This is a genomic window from Dermacoccus nishinomiyaensis (assembly GCF_900447535.1).
GTDB classification, from domain to species: Bacteria; Actinomycetota; Actinomycetes; order Actinomycetales; family Dermatophilaceae; genus Dermacoccus; species Dermacoccus nishinomiyaensis.
This window is the reverse complement of the sequence record NZ_UFXX01000002.1, coordinates 486934-507641: the sequence shown is the minus strand read 5'-3', so window position 1 is coordinate 507641 and position 20708 is coordinate 486934. Positions and strand designations below refer to the sequence as shown.

The 20708-nt window shown below is 69.7% G+C and carries 17 protein-coding genes and 1 tRNA gene; 15 read left to right on the top strand and 3 right to left on the bottom strand.

Annotated elements, in window-relative coordinates:
* Window positions 1-436: 436 nt before the first annotated feature.
* Entirely contained in the window at window positions 437-607 is a 171-nt protein-coding gene (locus DYE07_RS14855) for a hypothetical protein (protein ID WP_160126236.1), read from the bottom strand.
* Window positions 608-716: 109 nt separating this feature from the next.
* Between DYE07_RS14855 and DYE07_RS14105 the strand changes: the two genes are divergently transcribed.
* Complete coding sequence (locus tag DYE07_RS14105; RefSeq protein WP_115297348.1) at window positions 717-1952, top strand: helix-turn-helix domain-containing protein; 1236 nt, start codon at window positions 717-719, stop codon at window positions 1950-1952.
* 2 nt (window positions 1953-1954) lie between these two features.
* Here DYE07_RS14105 and DYE07_RS14100 read toward each other — a convergent pair whose 3' ends face one another.
* Entirely contained in the window at window positions 1955-2980 is a 1026-nt protein-coding gene (locus DYE07_RS14100) for an alpha/beta fold hydrolase (RefSeq protein ID WP_172463040.1), read from the bottom strand.
* 5 nt (window positions 2981-2985) lie between these two features.
* Window positions 2986-4185, bottom strand: coding sequence for a low temperature requirement protein A (locus DYE07_RS14095; protein WP_172463039.1), 1200 nt, complete (start codon window positions 4183-4185; stop codon window positions 2986-2988).
* A 160-nt stretch (window positions 4186-4345) separates the two neighbouring features.
* Between DYE07_RS14095 and glmU the strand changes: the two genes are divergently transcribed.
* The 14 genes from glmU (at window position 4346) to DYE07_RS14015 (ending at window position 20459) form a co-directional block, all read left to right on the top strand.
* Window positions 4346-5884: a bifunctional UDP-N-acetylglucosamine diphosphorylase/glucosamine-1-phosphate N-acetyltransferase GlmU gene (gene glmU, locus DYE07_RS14090; protein WP_115297345.1), complete on the top strand. Its 1539-nt coding sequence runs from the start codon at window positions 4346-4348 to the stop codon at window positions 5882-5884.
* A gap of 8 nt (window positions 5885-5892) precedes the next feature.
* Window positions 5893-6864, top strand: coding sequence for a ribose-phosphate diphosphokinase (locus DYE07_RS14085; RefSeq protein ID WP_040015011.1), 972 nt, complete (start codon window positions 5893-5895; stop codon window positions 6862-6864).
* Between the two features lie 318 nt (window positions 6865-7182).
* Window positions 7183-7869 (top strand): 50S ribosomal protein L25/general stress protein Ctc, encoded by a 687-nt coding sequence (locus DYE07_RS14080; protein ID WP_165584710.1) that lies wholly within the window; start codon window positions 7183-7185, stop codon window positions 7867-7869.
* A 163-nt stretch (window positions 7870-8032) separates the two neighbouring features.
* On the top strand, window positions 8033-8665 hold the full coding sequence (gene pth / locus DYE07_RS14075; protein WP_115297343.1) for an aminoacyl-tRNA hydrolase: 633 nt from the start codon (window positions 8033-8035) through the stop codon (window positions 8663-8665).
* Entirely contained in the window at window positions 8655-10223 is a 1569-nt protein-coding gene (locus DYE07_RS14065; RefSeq protein WP_172463038.1) for a hypothetical protein, read from the top strand. The genes pth and DYE07_RS14065 overlap by 11 nt, the downstream gene beginning before the upstream one ends.
* Before the next feature lie 185 nt (window positions 10224-10408).
* Window positions 10409-14038, top strand: a complete 3630-nt coding sequence (gene mfd, locus DYE07_RS14060) for a transcription-repair coupling factor (RefSeq protein ID WP_115297340.1) — start codon at window positions 10409-10411, stop codon at window positions 14036-14038.
* Window positions 14035-15087 (top strand): nucleoside triphosphate pyrophosphohydrolase, encoded by a 1053-nt coding sequence (locus DYE07_RS14055; RefSeq protein ID WP_062258408.1) that lies wholly within the window; start codon window positions 14035-14037, stop codon window positions 15085-15087. Before mfd ends, DYE07_RS14055 begins: the two co-directional genes overlap by 4 nt.
* A gap of 126 nt (window positions 15088-15213) precedes the next feature.
* Window positions 15214-16497, top strand: coding sequence for a phosphopyruvate hydratase (gene eno, locus DYE07_RS14050; protein WP_006946760.1), 1284 nt, complete (start codon window positions 15214-15216; stop codon window positions 16495-16497).
* Between the two features lie 8 nt (window positions 16498-16505).
* Window positions 16506-17084 (top strand): FtsB family cell division protein, encoded by a 579-nt coding sequence (locus DYE07_RS14045; RefSeq protein WP_147286952.1) that lies wholly within the window; start codon window positions 16506-16508, stop codon window positions 17082-17084.
* Between the two features lie 5 nt (window positions 17085-17089).
* On the top strand, window positions 17090-17623 hold the full coding sequence (locus DYE07_RS14040) for a DUF501 domain-containing protein (protein ID WP_051806453.1): 534 nt from the start codon (window positions 17090-17092) through the stop codon (window positions 17621-17623).
* On the top strand, window positions 17616-18563 hold the full coding sequence (locus DYE07_RS14035; protein WP_115297338.1) for a Ppx/GppA phosphatase family protein: 948 nt from the start codon (window positions 17616-17618) through the stop codon (window positions 18561-18563). Before DYE07_RS14040 ends, DYE07_RS14035 begins: the two co-directional genes overlap by 8 nt.
* A gap of 118 nt (window positions 18564-18681) precedes the next feature.
* Window positions 18682-18757, top strand: a tRNA-Leu gene (locus DYE07_RS14030).
* A gap of 25 nt (window positions 18758-18782) precedes the next feature.
* Window positions 18783-19628, top strand: coding sequence for a Bax inhibitor-1/YccA family protein (locus DYE07_RS14025; protein ID WP_115297337.1), 846 nt, complete (start codon window positions 18783-18785; stop codon window positions 19626-19628).
* A 519-nt stretch (window positions 19629-20147) separates the two neighbouring features.
* Window positions 20148-20459 carry a VOC family protein gene (locus DYE07_RS14015; RefSeq protein ID WP_337905401.1) on the top strand — a complete coding sequence of 104 codons (312 nt, stop codon included), beginning with the start codon at window positions 20148-20150 and terminating at the stop codon, window positions 20457-20459.
* Window positions 20460-20708: the final 249 nt, after the last annotated feature.

Here is a 20708-nt window from a genome sequence, read left to right as displayed (position 1 = left end):
GGCCTCCAACTACGCCAACCTGATGGACAGCCGCCAGTGGATCACAGACGTCACGGGCGTGTGACGGCTCATCGACGCTGACCCTGCACTCATGCAGAGCACGCAACACGCGTGCCGACGGCTTCGTCGTACCGGGGAGTGGGGATGGTGTCTGTGCTTCCGCGTCGTCGTGCGAACGGAGGTCGCCGTCAGCGGCACACCGTCGCATCAGTCGGGGTCATGAGGGCTCCCTCTCGTGGGTCACGGTGCTCGTGCATCGCGAGCTGACGGCAATGGTGGTCCGCCTGGGGCGATGGTGCTCAGGGTGCAGCGGGCAGGGATGGACCCTGGCGGCGCCCGAGTAACGCCTTCATTGACAGCGCGTCGCTGACGAACGACGCGTGCCCCGCAGCCTTTGGGGCTACGGGGCACGCGACGTTACGCAGTTGGCGGATGATCAGGCCGGCCAGGTGTCCGACATGCGGTGCTCGCCGGTCTTCACCACGAGGTGGTGAGCGGAGCTCGCCTGCGCTGCATTAGCCGAGTTGGCGGCGACGATGGCCACCGTCGGGGCCGCGGCGGCAGCCACGAGCGCAGCGGATGCGGAAAGCTTCTTGAAGATGGCCATGGTCACTCCTGGATATGATGCGTAATGTAGAGAGTTCAACAACTTGCTCCACGCTGAGTCAAGTTGTGTGTCAAGTATGCCTCGCTATTGGGGCTGGAAGTAGTTACCGATGAGTTTTGGTGAACGCCTGAAGGCGGCGCGCAAACAGGCGGGCCTTTCGCAGACAGAACTGGCGGGCAACAGGTGCAGCGTCAGCTACGTCTCTCACCTCGAATCGGGCCGTCGGACCCCGACCCCGGACATGCTTCGCTACTTCGAGACCAAGCTGAATCTCGAGCCCGGCACGCTCGGGAGTGCCTCCGATCTGTCCGGGTTCGGGCGCCGCAAGGCGGGAGAGGCCGAGGCGGTTGCTCTTTACTCCGAGGCCGTTCTTTCGTGGCGCCAGGGTTCATTCGGTCTTGCCTTCGAACAGGCGCAGGACGCCCGCCGCCAGCTGTCGACGGTCGGACGTTCCGACATCACACTTCTCATCGGTGCCTTGCTCGTCGAGATCAACATCGACCTCGGGCACTACCGCGAGGCAGTCGCTGAGGCCACGGCTCACCTGACAGCTACGCGCGCGGTCGGCTCCAGCTTGCTCGAAGCGCGGGCCGGTATCCTCACCTCCAAGGCGGCGCGTCTCGACGGGGACGCGCGGCTCGCCGCGTCGAGCGCTGCGGACGCCGTGCGACTCTGCCAGTCCGCGCACCTCCCCATGATCGTGACGGCGCAGGCACTCATCGCCGCCATCTCAGCCGGGCATGACGATGCCGGCGCCTACGCCCACGAGCTCGAAGAGTCAGCCGCAGCGCTCGAAGAGACCCCGACTCGCGGCCTGGCCGAGTGGGTGCTCGGCAACGTGGCGTGGCACAGCGGTGACGTCGAGGCCGGCAAGGCTGCGCACGATCGAGCGAACCAACTCCTGTCGCCCACCGCAGACTTCCGTAACTGGGCTCGTTTTCCGCGCGTTGCGGCGGAAGAGCGACTCCAGGCCGGCTGCGAGGACGGGGTCGCGGAACTGTTACGCGAAGCGAAGAGCCGCCTCGACCTGCTCGAGAGCGCCGATGAATTGGCGACCCTCGCCATCGTGCGTGCGCGGTTCGCGCGGGCGCAGGGGCACGTGGATGAGGCGCTCGATGACATCCGCGCCGCCCTCGAGGATGCCGACCTGCCGCCGAGCACGCAGGGGCGCCTGTACCTCGCAGCCGCCCACGCCTACGGCGAACAGGGCGACATCACGCAGGCGACGGCCGTCGCGCTGCAGGCAGCACGCCGCTTCACCGAGGCCGGCGACGTCACCCAAGCCCGTGCTGCTTGGGAGTTCGTCGACGAGACCACGCAGGCCGCAGAGCAGGCGAACGCCTGACGTCAGGGCGTTCGCAGCCGCGTCAGCAGTGTTTCGATCGCGGCCGCGAAACCTGCCGGGTCGGCGACCATCGACAGGTGGCCGGCTTGCGGAATCGTCGCCGTCGGCGCGCCCGCGAAGTTCTGTTGCGCGACCTGGAGCGAGCCGCCGGACATCGCGTCCTCGGCGCCCCAGACGATGCCGCGCGGCACGCGGATGGTGCGCACTTGCTCGGGGCTCAGGTGCGTCATCGCGTGTGCGGCCATGACGCGCATGGCGTCCTCCGCGTCGCGCGAGCGCAGCGGCCGCATCCACGCGTCGATCAGTCGGTCGGCGTCGGGGCCTTGCAGGCCGCGACACGTCGAACCGCACTGGTCGTCGAAGATCGGGCGCGCGAACACGTTCGTCTGCGTGCCGAGTCGGTAGAGAGTCGTGACGTACGGCAGGCGCGAGACGACGCCCGTCCACGCACCAGGGTCGGCCGATCGTCCTTCGAAGGCCATGGCGTCGCCGTCGGCGAAGATCACACCGCCGATGGCGCCCGGGGCATCCAGCGCCGCGCGCCCGACGACGGCCGCGCCCAGCGAGTGCCCGACGATCACCGGCCGCTCGATGTGCAACGCCTCGATCAGACCCGTGACGGCACGCGCCTGATCCTCGATCGAGTAGTGGCCTGTGTACTGCGAGTAGCCCGCCCCGGGCAGGTCGATGGCGTAGACGACGTGGTTCTTCGCGAGCTCCGGCGCCGTGAGCGACCACGCGACCGTCGACTCGGCGAAACCGTGGACGAGCACGATCGGCGTGCCGTGCGAACCCCACACGCGGTAGTGCACGCGCGCGCCGTCGACGACGACGTCGCGCCCGTCGGGCGCCTGCAGCGTCTGCGGCGGCCGCACGAGGGCGTTGAACGTCAACGATGCGATCGTCACGACGAGAAACAGCTTGACGACGACGCGCGCCACCCGGCGCACCAGTCGTCGACCACGCCCTGGAGCGGGTCGGCCGCCAGGGGAGGCGCCGCTGTCGGGCGCACTGGCGGCGGTGCTCATGCGGCTCATTCGGCGCGGCCGTTCGTCGCGTCGTCAGCAGTGCTCGCGCCGGCTGCGCCCGCGACGTCCCCGCCGACAGTGCCGGTACCACCGGCAACCTCGCCGGCGCGCATGGTCTCGACATAGGCCGTGATGCGGCGCTCGCCGTACCCCTGCACCCAGATGGCCGCGGAGACGTAGAGGAACAGCAACGTGATGACGATCCACGGCGCCCAGTGACCGCCGAGCCACCAGATGACGACGACGGGGACGAGATACGTCGCGAGTTGCGTCAACCCGCCAAGGATCACGTGCCAGGTGCCCTGCGGATCGTGCGGCGCCCCCGTTGCGTCGCGTGCCCGCTCTTCGCGGGCCGCAGCCTGTTCACGACGCATCTGTGCACGCTCAGCGGCCGTCTGCGGGCGGCGTCGCGGTTTCAGCCCGAGGTTCGTCGCGAACGTCTGACGGGTCAACGACTGCGTGCCGACGTGCACGAGAATCATCCCGAGGCGCAGGCACGTCAGCGATCCGGGGTGCAGGTGCGCGCTGCAGTCGGCCGTCAGCCACGTCATGGCCGTGCGCTCGGTGTCGAGGGAGTCGACGATCTGCACGACGCTCTCGCCGAGCACGATCATGACGAACAGGCCGATGCGTTCGACCAGGTGCGGGCCGCTGAGGCGCGGCGCGTCCGACTCCTTGCCGTCCGGGCGCAGCAGCAACAGGCTCATCTCGAGGAAGGCGAGGGCGGCGAGCGCCCAGCCGAGCAGGTGCTCGGGCACGAGCGGGGTGAGCAGCCACAGGGCGCTGACGCCTGGGCCCCACAGCAGCGGACGCATGGCGCCGGCGCCGCGTCGTCCGCTCCACCACAGCGGCCACACGGCCGTGCGCGCGATGACGTAGCCGACGGCGAACAGCCACGGATGGCCGTCGATGAGGGGTTCGACGCCGAGTGCGAGCACGCCGACGCCGGCCATCGAGGCGAACATGAGCGGGCGTCCGCGTGGGCCGATGCCGCCGCGCACGTTCGTCAGCGCCGTCACGTTGAACCATGCGAACCACACGAGCATCGTGAGCCCGATCGTCGCGGCGATGCACCCGCGACCCGGGTCGCCGTGCAGCAGGTGGGTGAGGCGCTCGATGGCGACGACGAAGACGAGGTCGCAGAACAGCTCCAACGACCCGACGCGTTGGTGACGCACGGTGGTGTCGCCGATCGCCTGTGACATGCACCCAGCATGAAGGCGTACAGGGGAGCGCGACGAATGCACGCAGCGCCTCTGGCGGTGGTGGGCGGTAGAGTCACCTCTATATGCCCCGTCGCCCGCACCGGGTGGGCCGCCGGGGCGGGCCAGACCACCGATCGTCGATCCGCAGGGAGTCACTCGCGTGAGCGCACCCCGTCCCGCAGCCGTCATCGTCCTCGCCGCCGGTGAGGGCACCCGTATGAAGTCCGACATCCCGAAGGTGTTGCACACGATCGGTGGCCGCAGCCTGCTCGGCCACGCCATCGACGCGGCGCGCGGCACGCAGCCGCAGCATCTCGCGGTCGTCGTGCGTCATCAGCGCGACGTCGTCGCCGCGCACATCGAGCAGTTCGAGTCGGGCGCGACGATCGCCGATCAGGACGAGATCAAGGGCACCGGCCGCGCCGCCGAGTGCGCCCTCGACGTCCTGCCGGCCGACCTGAGCGGCACCGTCCTCGTCACCTACGGCGACGTGCCGCTGCTCGCGACGCAGACCCTCGTCGACCTGACGAGCGCGCACGAGGCGGGCGGCAACGCCGTCACCGTGCTGACCGCGGAGGTCGAGAACCCGACCGGCTACGGCCGCATCCTGCGCGACGAATCCGGTTCCGTCGCCGGCATCATCGAGCACAAGGACGCTCTCGCCGCCCGCGAGGCCGGGGACGCGAAGCTCGCGCACGCGCTCGACATCCGTGAGATCAACTCGGGCATCTACGCCTTCGACGCGATCGTGCTGCGTGAGAGCCTCGCGAAGGTGACGACGGACAACGCCCAGGGCGAGAAGTACCTCACCGACGTCCTCGCCCTGGCCCGCGCGGCCGGTGGGCGCGTCGAGGCGCACACGATCACCGACCTGTGGCAGACCGAGGGTGTCAACGACAAGGTGCAGCTCGCCGCGATGGGCCGCGAGCTGAACCGTCGCGTCGTCGCGCAGGCCATGCGTGACGGCGCCATCGTCATCGACCCGGCGACGACGTTCGTCGACGTCGACGTCTCCATCGGCCGCGACACGGTCGTCCAGCCGAACACCCAGCTGCGCGGCGCGACGACGATCGGTGCGCGCTGCGAGATCGGCCCCGACACGACGCTCGTCGACACGGAGGTGGCCGACGACGCGTCCGTCGTGCGCACGCAGGCCAACCTCGCGACGATCGGCGCCGGCGCGAGCGTCGGCCCGTTCAGCTACCTGCGCCCGGGCACCGAACTCGGCGCGAAGGGCAAGATCGGCGGGTTCGTCGAGACGAAGAACGCGCAGATCGGTGACGGCGCCAAGGTGCCGCACCTCACGTACTGCGGCGACGCCGTCATCGGTGAGGGCGCCAACATCGGCGCGGGCACGATCTTCGCCAACTACGACGGCGTCAACAAGCACACGACGCACGTCGGCGCGCACAGTTTCGTCGGATCCGACTCGGTGCTCATCGCGCCTGTCACGATCGCTCCGGGCGCCTACGTCGCCGCCGGCAGCGCCGTCGACGGTGACGTCGAGGCCGGCCAGATGGCCGTCGCACGCGGCCGTCAGCGCAACATCGACGGCTGGGTCGAGCGCCGCCGTGCCGGGACGAAGACGGCGGACGCCGCGCGTGACGTCGCGCACGCCTCGCCTCGGGCCGCCGCCGGTGAAGCGGCGTCCACTAGTGTTGACGAGGAATCCTCCGCAGACGAAGGGATCACGAAGTGAGCCTGTCCATGAAGCGCACCACCGAGAAGAACCTCATGGTCTTCTCCGGGCGGGCCAACACCGAGCTCGCGAAGGCGGTCGCCGAGGGCCTCGGCACGCAGCTCGTGCCGATGCAGGCGTACGACTTCGCGAACTCCGAGACGTACGTGCGTTACGACGAGTCCGTGCGCGGCTGCGACGCGTTCGTCATCCAGAGCCACACCGCTCCCGTGAACCAGTGGATCATGGAGCAGCTCATCATGGTCGACGCGCTCAAGCGCGCCTCCGCGAAGCGCATCACCGTCGTCGCGCCGTTCTACGGCTACGCCCGTCAGGACAAGAAGTCGCGCGGTCGCGAGCCGATCTCGGCGCGCCTGGTCGCGGACATGTTCAAGACGGCCGGCGCGAACCGCCTCATGGCCGTCGACCTGCACACCGACCAGATCCAGGGTTTCTTCGACGGCCCCGTCGACCACCTGCAGGCGCTGCCCGTCATCACCGACTACGTCGCGAAGAAGTACGGCGATGAGAACCTCGCCGTCGTCTCGCCGGACGCAGGCCGTATCAAGGTCGCTGAGGCGTGGAGCAGACGCCTCAGCGGCGCGCCGCTGGCGTTCATCCACAAGACGCGTGACGTCACGCGCCCCAACCAGTCGGTTGCGAACCGCGTCGTCGGCTCCGTCGAGGGCCGCACGTGCCTGCTCGTCGACGACATGATCGACTCCGGCGGCACGATCTGCCACGCCGCCGATGCGTTGATGAACGCGGGCGCGGCGTCCGTCGTCATCGCTTCGACGCACGCGATCTTCTCCGACCCAGCGGTCGAGCGGCTCGCGAACTCGGTGGCGCGCGAGGTCATCGTCACCGACACGCTGCCGATCACGGACGAGAAGAAGTTCGACAAGCTGACGGTGCTGTCGATCGCACCGCTGCTGTCGCAGGCGATCCGCGAGGTCTTCGAGGACGGCTCCGTGACGAGCATGTTCGACGAGATGGAGTGATCTCACCCTGACGAACGCGGCGCCGCGCATCCCACCCGGGGTGCGCGGTGCTGCGCGTTCACGCCGTTTCGTGTTCGCGCGCCGCCCCGCTAGAATGTTCCGGTTGCCTCGGCGAGGGACGAGACGGGCGCGCGCAGCGAGCCCCGAGCGTCCGTGATCGACGCGGTGGCGCTCGTCTGCGAGATCCCGCGGCCCCAGGCCGCCCGCGCCGACCTGCGTCGACGCGCCCGCATCGTGTCCGCACGTCACGTCCCGACGAGGCCACCGACCATTCCGGCGGCACGCGTCGTCGGTCCTGACGCACCGAAGGGCACCACCATGGCTGCTGACCAGATCGTTCTCGAAGCTCAGCTTCGCACCGAGTTCGGCAAGGGCGCCGCGCGCCGCATCCGCCGCAACGACATGATCCCCGCCGTCCTCTACGGGCACGGCGAGACGCCGGTTCACCTCGAACTGCCCGGCCACGACACGATGATGGCCGTCAAGAACCCGAACGCGCTGCTCACGATCCGTTTCGACGGCAAGGAGGAGCTCGCGCTCGCTCGCGACGTCCAGCGCGAGGTCATCCGTCGCTTCATCGAGCACGTCGACCTCGTCATCGTCAAGAAGGGCGAGAAGGTCGAGGTCGACGTTCCGGTCCACGCCGAGGGTGAGGCCGCCGCCGAGACCGTCGTCACGACCGAGAACGGCATGCTGACGGTCCTCACGCCCGCCACGGACATCCCCGAGGCGTTCACCGTCTCCGTCGAGGGCGCCGAGGCCGGCACGCAGATCCTCGCCAAGGAGATCACGCTGCCGTCCGGTGTCGAGCTCGTCTCCGACGAGGAGATGCTCGTCATCAACGTCACCGAGCAGATCTCCGCCGAGGCCCTCGATGCCGAGCTCGCCGAGGCCGAGGCCGAGGCCGGCATCGAGCACGAGGAGTCCGACCAGGAGACCGAGGGCGACGACGCTGCCGAGGCTCCCGCCGAGGGCGACGCCGCGGGCTCCGAAGACTCCGAGTGATCCGCCGCCCGCCTCCACGCGGGCATCGGATCTTCACGACGACGGGCCGTCGCTCACCGATCCTGGTGAGCGGCAGCCCGTCGTTCGCGTTCCGTCGCGGCGCGGTCGTCGGCTCGATCGCGCATGAGGGCGCGCGTTTCGTCGACGTGCCCAGCGTGCGCCCATGCGCGATCCGGCATACTTGGGCCTCGTGGATGAGGCGCGCAGGCAACCCTGGCTGGTGGTCGGGCTCGGCAACCCCGGGCCCCGGTACGCCGGCAACCGGCACAACGTGGGTGCGATGGTCGTCGAGCGCATGGCCGCTGACTCCGGCGTCGCCCTGCGCGCGCACAAGGCGCGCGCCGCCGCAGCAGAGATTCGGTTGGGGACGCTGCCGGGCGGGCTGCCCGGCCCGAAGGTCGTTCTCGCCGTGCCGAGCACATACATGAACGAATCGGGCGGCCCCGTCAGCGCGCTCATGAAGTTCTTCAAGATCCCCGCCGAGCGCCTCGTCGTCATCCACGACGAACTCGACATCGACTTCGGCGCGGTGCGCCTGAAGTTCGGTGGCGGCGAGGGCGGCCACAACGGGCTGCGCTCGATCAGCAAGAGCATCGGCACGAAGGACTACCTGCGCGTCCGCCTCGGCATCGGGCGCCCGCCCGGACGCATGGAGGTGAGCGACTTCGTACTCAAGGACTTCTCCGCGACCGAGCGACGCGAACTCGACTTCCTCATCCCCTCGGGCGCGGAGGCGGTCGAACTGCTCGTCCACCGCGGTCTCGACGACGCACAGAACCTCGTGCATGCCCGCTGAGGGCGTGAGCCGCCGGCTCGCGCTGCACACCTGGCTCGCGACCGCGGTGGTCGCGCTCGCCGGCGTGCTCTTCGTCGTCGTCGCGCCCGGTGTGGGCGACATGTGGGCGGCGCTCGCGCGCGCTCAGGCGGCGCGGGACGGCGTGGGCCTCGGCTACTGGTTCAGCTGGTACAGCGGCGCCCACCCTCCGGGCGGATACTCCGTCCTCGTGCCCTGGCTGTCGGCCGCCCTCGGTGCCCACGCCGTCGTCGCGCTCGCGGCCACGGCTATCCCATGGGCTGTGGCACTCACCGTCACGCAGGTGCGGCGCCCGATCGTGGCCGTGTGGGTCGCGACGCTGAGCGCCGTGATGACGCTCGGCGCCGGCCGCACGACGTTCCTCGTCGGTGCCGTCATCGCCCTCGGGGCGCTTGACGCCGCCATCCGCGACCGTCGCTGGACGGCGTCGCTGCTCGTCATCCTCAGCGGCCTCGCCTCACCCGTGGCGGTGGCGTTCGTGCTCGTCGGATTCGGGGCGGGGCTGCTCGTCCGTCGGATCTCGCTCGTTCCCATCCTGGTCGGCATCGCCTTCATGGGCGTCTCGTCGCTCGTGTGGGGTAGCAGTGGGCCAGAGGGGTATGGCTGGGGCAGAGCGCTCACCTCCCTCGTCCTTCTCGGCTTGTTCCTGCTCGCCAAGCCTGCGAAACCGGTCGTCCTCGCCATCGCCATCGCCGCCGTCGCGGTGCTCGTGTTCTCCGCCGTCCCCAACGCGCTCGGCTCCAACCTCGCGCGCCTCGTCTTCGCGGTGCTGCCCGTCGCCGTCGCCGCGACGGCCCGCCACAGCAACCGGTCGACGGCGTGCGCCGTGCTGCCGGCCCTGGTCTGGTCGGGGTACTTCACCGCCCACGATCTCGCGGACGCCCGCGCATCGGCGTCGTCGGTGACGGTGTACCGGCCCCTGTCGGACGCGCTCCAGGCGTTGCCCGGCATCGAGAACAGCCGCATCGAGGTCGTCGCCGACGGCACGCACACCTCGGCGTTCGTCCTGGCAGAGGATTTCTGGTTGGCGCGCGGGTACGAGACGCAGGCCGACCGCAGCCTCTCCGACGCGTTCGTCGACCGCGAGGCGCACATCTCCGACGCGGAACTCACCGGGTGGCTGCAGGATTCGGCGGTGCGCTACGTCGCTCTCAACCGCCATCCGGTGAAGAAGACGGGGCAGTGGCGCACCGTCGCCGCGACGCCCCCGGGCTGGCACGAGGTATGGTTGAACGACCAGTGGCGCGTGTTCGAGGTGCCGGACGCCAAGCCGCTCGTCACCGACGGCGCCACGATCACGGACAAGACCTCCTCCCACCTCATCCTGCGGGTCGAACCCTCACGCGACGTCATCGTACGAACGCGCTGGTCGTCGTTCCTGCACGCCCGGGTCATCGAGGAGCGCGGCCCCAGCGACCAGCGAGCCGGGCGGGATGACGCGCCGCGCGTCGTCCTCGAACCGACGCCCGACGGGTGGACGCGCGTGCGTCTCGACGGCTCGTCGACGGCGCGTGACGTGGAATTGTTCGGACGGCCGTGACTGCCCCCGGCGTATCCCTCCATCGTTCGTGCCCCGCAGGGTGATGAGGGGGTGAATGCCTGGAATTCCGGGGTTGTCGCCGCCCCGTTCTAGACTTCACGCGTCGCCCGCCGGCGAAGCCGTCGCCCCTTCCGGGCGCGCGCGGCGCCTGCGTGCGTCGTCACCGATTCGACGAAGGAGCCCGCATGCCCGAGGCCGCACACCTGCCGCTCGCGCCCCTGCTGACGCGCGTGTGCGCCGACGAGTCCGTCAAGCGGCTGCTCGCGCTGGCCGCGGACGAGTCGCTCGTCGACATCGCGGCCGCGGCCGGTCTGCGCGCTCCTCTCGTGGCGGCTCTGCTGCAGACTGGCGGCGACGCGGCGGGGCCGATGCTCGTCGTCACCGCGACGGGGCGCGAGGCCGACGACATGGCGACGGCCCTGCGCAACTTCGTCGACTACGACGACGTCGCCGAGTTCCCGTCGTGGGAGACGCTGCCGCACGAGCGCATGTCGCCGCGTTCCGACACGGTCGGGCGGCGTCTCGCCGTGCTGCGCCGCCTCAGGCACCCGGAAGCGGGCGGGACGTACGGGCCCGTCCGCGTCGTCGTCGCGTCGGTGCGCGCCCTCATGCAGCCCATGGCGAAGGGCCTCGGCGACCTCGAACCCGTGAGCCTCGCCGCAGGTGACGAGCGCCCGCTCGAGGACATCGTGGAAGCCCTCGTCGCCGCGGCCTACACGCGCGTCGACATGGTCGAGCGCCGCGGCGAGTTCGCCGTGCGCGGTGGCATCCTCGACGTGTTCCCGCCCACCGAGGATCACCCGGTGCGCCTGGAGTTCTGGGGCGACACCGTCGAGGAGATCCGCTGGTTCAAGGTGGCCGACCAGCGTTCGCTCGAGGTCAACCCGCACGGGCTGTGGGCCCCGCCGTGCCGCGAACTGCTGCTCACCCCCGAGGTCCGTGAGCGCGCGGCTGAGCTCGCGCCGAGCCTGCTGGGCGTCGCCGACATGTTGACGAAGGTCAGCGAGGGCATCGCCGTCGAGGGCATGGAGTCGCTCATGCCGGCGCTGCTGCCGGCCGGCATGGAGACGCTCATCGACGTGCTGCCGGATGCTGCGCGCGTCGTTCTCGTCGACCCCGAGCGCGTCCGCACCCGCGCGCACGACCTCGTCTCGACGTCGCAGGAGTTCCTCGAGGCGAGCTGGACCAATGCGGCCGCCGGCAACGCCGTCCCCGTTGACCTACGAGGCGTGCTCGACGGCGCGTCGTACCGCAGCCTTCTCGAACTGCGTGAGCATGCGCTCGCGACCGCTCACCCCTGGTGGTCGTTCAGCTCGTTCGCGGCCGACGACGAGTTGCACGAGTTCCTCGAGGACGACCTGCCGGGTACCCGCGTCACGATCGACTCGCAGGACGTGCCGAACTACCGCGGCGACACCGAGCGCGCGTCCGCCGAGGTCGCGGCTCACGTCGCGGCCGGGCGCAGCGTCGCCGTCGTGACGGACGGCCCGGGCTTCGCCAAGCGCGTCACCCAGGTGTTCGCCGAGCACGACCTCGCCGCGCGCCCGATGACGCAGGTCGCCCCCGGTGTCGAGGTCGCGACGGGTTCGCTCGGCCGCGGCTTCGAGATGCCCGCTGCGGGGCTCGTCGTCCTCACCGAGGCCGACCTCACCGGCTCGGCGGGAACGGCGAGCACGAAGGACATGCGACGCATGCCGTCGCGCCGCCGCAACGTCGTCGACCCGCTGCAGCTCAAGCCGGGCGATCACGTCGTCCACGAACAGCACGGTGTCGGCCGGTTCGTCGAGATGATGCAGCGTACCGTCGGCGGCGCGACGCGCGAATATCTCGTCCTCGAGTACGCGGCGAGCAAGCGAGGTCAGCCCGGCGACCGGCTGTTCGTGCCCACCGACCAGCTCGACCAGGTGACGCGCTACGTCGGCGGCGAGATGCCGACGCTGTCGAAGATGGGCGGCTCGGACTGGGCGGCGACCAAGTCGAAAGCCCGCCGTCACGTCAAGCAGATCGCCGGCGAGCTCATCCGCCTGTACTCGGCTCGACAGGCGACGCCGGGTCACGCGTTCGCGCCCGACACGCCGTGGCAGCGCGAGCTGGAGGACGCCTTCGCGTACGTCGAGACGCCCGATCAGCTCTCGAGCATCGAAGAGGTCAAGGCCGACATGGAGAAGACGGTGCCCATGGACCGTCTCGTCTGCGGTGACGTGGGCTACGGCAAGACCGAGATCGCGGTGCGCGCGGCGTTCAAGGCGGTGCAGGATTCCAAGCAGGTCGCGGTCCTCGTGCCGACGACGCTGCTCGTCAAGCAGCACTATCAGACGTTCGCGGAGCGTTACGCGGGCTTCCCCGTCAAGCTCGCGTCGCTGTCGCGTTTTCAGAGCGACAAGGAGGCGCGCGAGGTCCTCGCGGGGCTCAAGGACGGCTCGATCGACCTCGTCATCGGAACGCACCGGTTGCTGAGCAAGGAGATCGAGTTCAAGGATCTCGGGCTCGTCATCGTCGACGAGGAGCAGCGCTTCGGCGTCGAGCACAAGGAGCAGCTCAAGCAGATGCGCACGGCCGTCGACGTGCTTGCGATGTCGGCGACGCCGATCCCGCGCACGCTCGAGATGGCTGTCACCGGTATCCGCGAGATGTCGACGCTCGCGACGCCGCCGGAGGAGCGTCACCCCGTCCTGACGTTCGTCGGGGCGTACGACGAGAAGCAGCTGACGGCGGCCATCCGACGCGAGCTGATGCGCGAAGGTCAGGTGTTCTACGTCCACAACAAGGTCGGCAGCATCGAGAAGCAGGCTGCGCGAATCCGCGAACTCGTGCCCGAGGCGCGGGTCGCGACGGCGCACGGCAAGATGGGGGAGGCACGCCTGGAGGAGGTCGTCGTCGACTTCTGGGAGCGCAAGTTCGACGTGCTCGTCTCGACGACGATCGTCGAGACGGGTCTCGACATCGCCAACGCCAACACCCTCATCGTCGAGCGCGCCGACCAGCTCGGCCTCAGCCAGCTGCACCAGCTGCGCGGTCGCGTGGGGCGCGGTCGCGAGCGCGCGTACGCCTACTTCATGTTCCCGGCCGAGAAGCCGCTGACCGAGACGGCGCACGACCGGTTGCAGACGATCGCGAGCAACACCGACCTCGGCGCGGGCATGCAGATCGCGATGAAGGATCTGGAGATCCGCGGTGCCGGCAACCTGCTCGGCGGCGAGCAGTCCGGCCACATCGCGGGGGTTGGGTTCGACCTGTACGTCCGCATGGTCGGTGAGGCCGTCGCCGACTACCGCGGCGACGACACCTCGTCGATGCCGGTCGAGATCAAGATCGAACTGCCCGTCGACGCCCACCTGCCGCACGAGTACGTGCCGGGGGAGCGGCTGCGCCTCGAGGCGTACAAGAAGCTCGCGAGCGTGGAGAACGAGGCGGCCCTCGACGAGATCATCGCCGAGCTGAAGGACCGCTACGGCGAGCCGCCCGCACCTGTGCTCAACCTGTTCGACGTGGCCCGGCTGCGTACCATCGCGCGGCAAGCGGGCATCAGCGACATCGGGGTGCAGGGCAAGTACGTCCGTTTCGGCCCGGTCACCGAGTTGCGCGAGTCGCAGCAGATGCGCCTCGAGCGCCTCTTCCCGGGCACGCTCGTCAAGACCAACCAGGAGCGGTTGCTGGTGCCCATGCCGATGACGAAGCCCGTCGCCGGCAAGCCGCTTCGCGACCAGGCGATCCTGCAGTGGGCGGCGCAGCTCGTCCAGGCCGTGCTGCTCGACGACATCGCCGCCGCCGCGGCGGCGCAGGAGATGGCGCGCGCGGGCGGAGCGCGACGATGAGCGGCAGCATCGCCCTGCTCGTCGTCAGCCCGCGGGTGCCCGCCGGGCTGATGACGCGCGACGCCTGGCGGCGGCTCGAAAGCGCTGACGCCGTCCTGGGCCGCGCGGGTGACGAACCGCTCGTCGAGGTCACGCGCGACGAGGGCTTCGACGTCGAGATCCGTGACGAGCCCCCGGCCGCCACGGCACATGCCCTCGTCGCGGCGGGGGTCGCCGGGCGTCACGTCGTCTGGCTAGGTTCGGCGGACGCCGATCCCGGTCTCACCGACGCGCTCGCCGGCGAGCTGACGCGTCTCGACGACCCGCCGCCCGTCGAGGTCGTCGTCGGGTCGTGGGACGCCCCCGGTTCGCGCCTGCTCGACGCCGTCGCCGTCATGGACACGTTGCGCTCGCCCGGCGGCTGCCCGTGGGATGCCCAGCAGACGCACGCGAGCCTCGCTCCGTACCTCGTCGAGGAGGCGTTCGAGGTCACCGAGGCCATCGCCGAGGCGAGCGGCGAGCACCTGCGGGAGGAGCTCGGCGACGTGCTGCTCCAGGTGCTCTTCCACGCCCGCGTGGCCGCGGAGCGCGAGGAGGACGGCTTCGACGTCGACGACGTCGCGGCGACGCTCGTCGAGAAGCTGGTCAGGCGTCACCCGCACGTCTTCGCCGACGGTGCCGCCTCGAACCCCGAGGAGGTCGAGGCCGAATGGGCGAGGATCAAGGCGGCCGAGAAACCGGAGCGTGACGCGAACGATCCGCTGGCAGGCATCCCGGCCGGGCTGCCGCCGCTCGAGCGGGCCGTCAAGGTCGTCGGGCGGTTGACGAAGGCGGGGCAGGCCGAACGCGTCGAGGCCCTCGCCGCCGAGGATTCCATCGGGGCGGCGCTGCTCGACCTCGTCGTGCAGGCCCGTGGCCTCGGAGTCGACCCGAGCGTCGCGCTCTCCGCCACGCTGTCGCGCCTGCACGCCGCGCCCCTCGGTGATCACCTCGGGGGCATCGACCACGCTGAGCACGCCGAGCCCCACCCCGCCCCGCCGGACGCCGACCTGCCGCGAGGCGGCGGGTGACGCGCGTCCCGTTCTCGACAGACCCCACGTTCCTACCCGGCAGTACCCCAGCGGTTCGTTAGGCTCGACACTGACGCGGGTGATCAGACCCGCTGCCCGAATCAACCACGTGTATCGGAGAGTTCTGTGGCAACCATTGAAGGCATCGGCGCTCGCGAGATCCTTGACTCGCGCGGCAACCCCACGGTCGAGGCCGTCGTGCTCCTCGACGACGGCACCAACGAGAGCGCGGCTGTCCCGTCGGGTGCCTCGACGGGCGCCTTCGAGGCGGTCGAGCGTCGTGACGGCGACAAGAAGCGCTACGGCGGCAAGGGTGTCGAGGACGCCGTCGACGCCGTCATCGAGCAGATCGCGCCGCACCTCGTCGGTTTCGACGCGGATGAGCAGCGCCTCATCGACGCCGAGATGATCGAGCTCGACGGCACGGACAACAAGGGCAAGCTCGGCGCGAACGCCATCCTCGGCGTCTCGCTGGCCGTGGCCAAGGCGGCCGCGAAGTCTGCGGGTCTGCCGTTGTACCGCTACGTTGGTGGCCCCAACGCGCACGTGCTGCCGGTGCCGATGATGAACATCCTCAACGGTGGTTCGCACGCGGACACGAACGTCGACATCCAGGAGTTCATGATCGCGCCGATCGGTGCGGAGAGCTTCAAGGAGGCCCTGCGCATGGGCACGGAGGTTTACCACGCGCTCAAGGCCGTCCTCAAGGACAAGGGTCTCGCGACGGGCCTCGGCGACGAGGGTGGCTTCGCCCCGAACCTCGAGTCGAACCGTGCGGCGCTCGACCTCATCCTCGAAGCCGTCGAGAAGGCCGGGTACAAGCCGGGCGAGCAGATCGCGCTGGCGCTCGACGTCGCGGCGTCCGAGTTCTACGACGGCGGCACGTACACGTTCGAGGGGCAGAAGCGCGACGCGGAGTGGATGACGAACTACTACGCCGAACTCGTCGAGGCGTACCCGCTCGTCTCCATCGAGGACCCGCTCAACGAGGACGACTGGGACGGCTGGGCGCACATCACCGACAAGCTCGGTGACGCCGTGCAGCTCGTCGGTGACGACCTGTTCGTCACCAACCCCGAGCGTCTGCAGAAGGGCATCGACAACGCGGCCGGCAACGCGCTGCTCGTCAAGGTCAACCAGATCGGTTCGCTGACGGAGACGCTCGACGCCGTCACCCTCGCCCAGACGAACGGTTACCGCTGCATGATGTCGCACCGTTCCGGTGAGACGGAGGACACGACGATCGCCGACCTCGCCGTGGCGACGAACTGCGGCCAGATCAAGACGGGTGCCCCGGCGCGCTCGGAGCGCGTGGCGAAGTACAACCAGCTGCTGCGCATCGAGGAGGACCTCGACGACGCGGCGGTCTACGCCGGTCGCAAGGCCTTCCCGCGCTTCTCGAACAACTGAGCGGCGTCTTGGCGAATCGCAGTTTCCGCACCTCCCGCTCCGGTGATGACACCGGGGCGGGAGGTTCGCGCGCCCGCACCGGCTCGCGTCCCGCCGGCCGCGATCGTTCCCGCCCACGCGGCTCGAGTCCGCGTGGCTCGACACGTCCGACACTGCGTCAGCAGCTCGACGAGGCGCCGGTGGCGCGTCGTCGAGCCGACCCGGGCACGGTTCGCCGTTTCATCACGATGAGCGCTCTGCTCGCCGTCATGCTCGTCGTCCTCACGCCCACGCTGCGCAGCTATCTGCAGCAGCGCAGCGAGATCGCGGAATTGAAGCGGGAGAAGGTCGCCGGTCAGCAGCGCGTCGACGCGCTGACCGCCGAGCGCAAACGCTGGGACGACCCGGCGTACGTGAAGCAGCAGGCGCAGGAGCGGCTCGGGTACGCGATGCCGGGCAAGTCGATCACGGTGTACGTGGACGATGCCGGCACGACGCACGCGACGACGCCGCGCAACGGCGTGGCAGATGCCACGGGTCTGTCATCGCACCCGTGGTACGGGCAGATCTGGGGTTCGATCTCGACCCCGGCGGAGGGCGAGAAGTGAGCACGATGGACATGAACGAACACTCGGGCGTCAGCCCGCAGGATGTTGCGGCGATCGAGAAGCAGCTCGGACGGGTGCCGCGCGGTGCGGTCGAGGTGTCGGCGCGTTGTGCGTGCGGGTGTCCGACGGTGGTGCGCACGCTGCCGCGCCTGCCGGACGGCACTCCGTTCCCGACGTCGTTCTACGCGACGTGCCCCCGCCTGACGGGTGCCATCTCGACGCTCGAGTCGCAGGGTGTCATGAAGGAGATGAGCGAGCGTCTCGAAGCCGACGCCGACCTTGCGGCCGCCTACCGCGCCGCCCACGAGGATTATCTGAGGCGCCGCGGCGAGCTCGGCGACGTGCCGGAGATCGACGGCATCTCCGCCGGCGGCATGCCGACGCGCGTCAAGTGCCTGCACGTGCTGGTCGCGCACTCGCTGTCGGTGGGCCCCGGCATCAACCCGCTCGGTGACGAAGCGCTGGCGTTGCTCGGCGATGCGTGGTGGAAGAACGGCTGTTGCGGTGCGGGAGACCAAGGAGACGATGACCATGAGTGAGCGTCGGGTCGCGGCGATCGACTGCGGGACCAACTCGATCAGGTTGCTCGTGGCGGCCGACGGCGGGTCGGGGCTCACCTACCTGGCGCGGCGCAGCGAGATCGTGCGCCTCGGCCAGGGCATCGACGTCTCGGGCCGCATCGCCGACGCCGCGATGCAGCGCACCCTGCTCGTCACGCGCGAGTACGCCCAGCTGTGTCGGGAGTACGACGTCGACACCGTCCGCTTCGTCGCGACGTCGGCCTCCCGCGACGCCGCCAACGCGGATGAATTCACCGACGGCGTGCGACGCGCGTTCGCCGCGTTCGGGGACGACGTCGTCCCCGAGGTCGTTTCCGGGCTGGAGGAGGCGGCGCTCAGTTTCGCCGGCGCGACGGCAGGCCTCGGTGCCGAGGCGCGCGCGCCGTATCTCGTCGTCGATCTCGGCGGCGGGTCGACGGAGCTGGTGCGCGGCTCGCAGGATGTCGAGCAGTCGATCTCCCTCGACATCGGCTCCGTGCGCCTGAGTGAGCGTCACCTGCGCAGCGATCCGCCGACGCAGGCCGAGATCGACGCTGCCCTCGTCGATATCGATGCCGCCCTCGACGAGGCGGAGGCCGCCGTCGACCTGTCACAGGTCGCGACGCTCGTCGGCCTCGCCGGTTCGATCACGACGGTGACGGCGCACGCGCTGGGGCTGTCTGCGTACGACTCGTCGCGCATCCACGGTGCGTGCCTCACGAGCGAGCAGGTGATCGGCTCGTGCGACGCCGTCCTGGGTGCGACGTGCGCCGAGCGCGGCGCGATGGGCTTCATGCATCCGGGTCGTGTCGACGTCATCGGCGCGGGCGCGCTGATCTGGCGCACGATCGTCGGACGCATGCGCGAGCGCGCGGGCGTCACCACGTGCGTGACGAGCGAGTCGGACATTCTCGACGGCATCGCGATGAGCATGCTTTGAGGCAGAGCGCATGGCACGAAGGCGCCCCGGGGAACACCGCGTTCTGCCGGGGCGTTGTCATGGTGAACGAGGTCATGTCGTCCGCAAGGGCGTCATGACCCTGTCGTTAGGATGAGGTGCCCTCGTAGCCCAACGGCAGAGGCAGGCGACTTAAAATCGCTTCAGTGCGGGTTCGAATCCCGTCGAGGGCACCACGTCACGTCCTTGAGGAGGGGCCCCATGGCCGGTAATCCGGTGTTCAGCAAGTTCGAGCGTGACATGCGTTCAGGTCAGGCCGCAGGCTTTCAGGCGGGTGGGCAGCAGCAGGGGTACGGCTTCCCACAACAGCCGGCGTCCGGGCCCATGTACAACCCGACGTTCGGTGCGCCACAGGTGCAGCCGGAGCGGATGACGCTCGATGACGTCGTCACGAAGTCACTCAACCTCTTCGGGCTGCTGCTCGTCGTGGCGGCGGGCACGTTCGTCTTCGCAGATCGGGCGATCGACTCGCAGACGAGTTCGACGGCCCTCGGCCTGTGGGCCGGCGGTGGCATCGTCGCTTTCGTGCTGTCGCTCGTCATCGCGTTCCGCAAGACGATCTCGGTTCCGCTGATCCTCGCCTACACGGTGTTCGAGGGGTTGTTCCTCGGCGCCGCCAGCGCGTTCTTCAACTCGGCCTACCCCGGGGTGGTCGGGCAGGCGATCCTCGCGACGCTGTGTGTCTTCGGCGGGATGTTGCTGGGGTACAAGACCGGCGTCATCCGCGTGACGGCGCGCTCCCGTCGCATCTTCGCGGGCATGCTCATCGGGTACCTGCTGTTCGCGCTCGTCAATTTCGTTCTCGTCCTGACGGGGCTGCAGAGCGGCTTCGGCATCGGCGGCAGTGGCGCCCTCGGCATCGGCATCTCGCTGTTCGCGGTGGCACTCGCCTCGTACTCGCTCGCGATTGACTTCGACTCGATCCAGCAGGGCGTCAACGCAGGCGTTCCGCGCCAGACGTCGTGGCTCATGGCGTACGGCCTGATGCTGAGCGTGGTGTGGCTCTACGTCGAGATGCTGCGTCTCATCGCCCGCCTCCGAGACTGACGATGACGGCGATTCTTCCTGGCGCCGGCGACCCGCTCGGGGATGAACTCGGGCGGGTCGTCCGCACGTTGCGGGCGCTGCCTCCGGGCGCGCCGGCCGACCATGCAGCCTGCGCGCTCGCACGGTTCGTCCGCATGGTTGCGGGGGAGGACGAGGAGTCGGAACGGCTGGCGGCGCGCACGGCGCAGTTCGACGGCGCGTGGGCTGCCGCGGTCATCGCGACGCTCGTCCACGACGTGGTGAACCCCGCGACAATGGCTGACGGCTCGTCCGGCGCATCCGACGGGCAGCGCCTGGCACTGGCAGATGAGCTCCGTCGGCTGAGACGCGAACTCGACGGCCGTGGGTGCTGCCCCGGGGGCCGTCGCACGGGCGTGGCGCCCCGCCGCGTTGATCTCAGGAGCTCCGTATGACCTCGCGCATGAACCCCTACATCCAGTTCCGCGACACCGCGAAGGACGCACTCGAGTTCTACGCCCGGGTCTTCGGCGCGAACTGACGATCTCGACGTTCGGTGACATGGGAGTCGAGGGCGCCGGGGCGGACAAGGTCTTGCACGGCATGCTGAAGACGCCGTCCGGTTTCACGCTCATGGCCTCGGACACGCCGGAGCAGATGGAGCACACGCCAGGTGGCAGCATCACGATCTCGCTCTCCGGCGACGACGCCGACGACCTGCGCGGATGGTTCGCGGCGCTCTCTGAAGGCGCCGACGTGACGCTGTCGCTCGCCGTCCAGATGTGGGGGGACGAGTTCGGAATGCTGACCGACAGCTTCGGCGCGAACTGGATGGTCAACGTCGCGACGTCGCAGGACCGTGCGCAGGCCTGAACCCGGGCTGGGCATGGCCGGCACACCCTACGAGATCAATCGCGGCGTTCATCCACCCCGCGGTACAGCCTGCACACGCGCATCCCATGGGAACGTGCGCATGACGACCACCCGCATGCGATGCCTCGGCCGAGCGTCACCACGGGACGAGTGCCACGGCATGACACGAACGGCGGGCCCCAAAGGGCCCGCCGTTCGTGTCATGCGGTGTCTTGATCGCCAGCGCCGCTCGGCCGCGCCGAGCAGCGG

Excerpts from the sequence above, each read along its gene's own strand:
- DYE07_RS14855 (WP_160126236.1), bottom strand. The coding sequence starts at position 607 with ATGGCCATCTTCAAGAAGCTTTCCGCATCCGCTGCGCTCGTGGCTGCC.
- DYE07_RS14105 (WP_115297348.1), top strand. The coding sequence starts at position 717 with ATGAGTTTTGGTGAACGCCTGAAGGCGGCGCGCAAACAGGCGGGCCTT.
- DYE07_RS14100 (WP_172463040.1), bottom strand. The coding sequence starts at position 2,980 with ATGAGCACCGCCGCCAGTGCGCCCGACAGCGGCGCCTCCCCTGGCGGC.
- DYE07_RS14095 (WP_172463039.1), bottom strand. The coding sequence starts at position 4,185 with ATGTCACAGGCGATCGGCGACACCACCGTGCGTCACCAACGCGTCGGG.
- DYE07_RS14085 (WP_040015011.1), top strand. The coding sequence starts at position 5,893 with ATGAAGCGCACCACCGAGAAGAACCTCATGGTCTTCTCCGGGCGGGCC.
- DYE07_RS14080 (WP_165584710.1), top strand. The coding sequence starts at position 7,183 with ATGGCTGCTGACCAGATCGTTCTCGAAGCTCAGCTTCGCACCGAGTTC.
- pth (WP_115297343.1), top strand. The coding sequence starts at position 8,033 with ATGCGCGATCCGGCATACTTGGGCCTCGTGGATGAGGCGCGCAGGCAA.
- DYE07_RS14065 (WP_172463038.1), top strand. The coding sequence starts at position 8,655 with ATGCCCGCTGAGGGCGTGAGCCGCCGGCTCGCGCTGCACACCTGGCTC.
- mfd (WP_115297340.1), top strand. The coding sequence starts at position 10,409 with ATGCCCGAGGCCGCACACCTGCCGCTCGCGCCCCTGCTGACGCGCGTG.
- DYE07_RS14055 (WP_062258408.1), top strand. The coding sequence starts at position 14,035 with ATGAGCGGCAGCATCGCCCTGCTCGTCGTCAGCCCGCGGGTGCCCGCC.
- DYE07_RS14040 (WP_051806453.1), top strand. The coding sequence starts at position 17,090 with ATGGACATGAACGAACACTCGGGCGTCAGCCCGCAGGATGTTGCGGCG.
- DYE07_RS14035 (WP_115297338.1), top strand. The coding sequence starts at position 17,616 with ATGAGTGAGCGTCGGGTCGCGGCGATCGACTGCGGGACCAACTCGATC.
- DYE07_RS14025 (WP_115297337.1), top strand. The coding sequence starts at position 18,783 with ATGGCCGGTAATCCGGTGTTCAGCAAGTTCGAGCGTGACATGCGTTCA.
- DYE07_RS14015 (WP_337905401.1), top strand. The coding sequence starts at position 20,148 with ATGGGAGTCGAGGGCGCCGGGGCGGACAAGGTCTTGCACGGCATGCTG.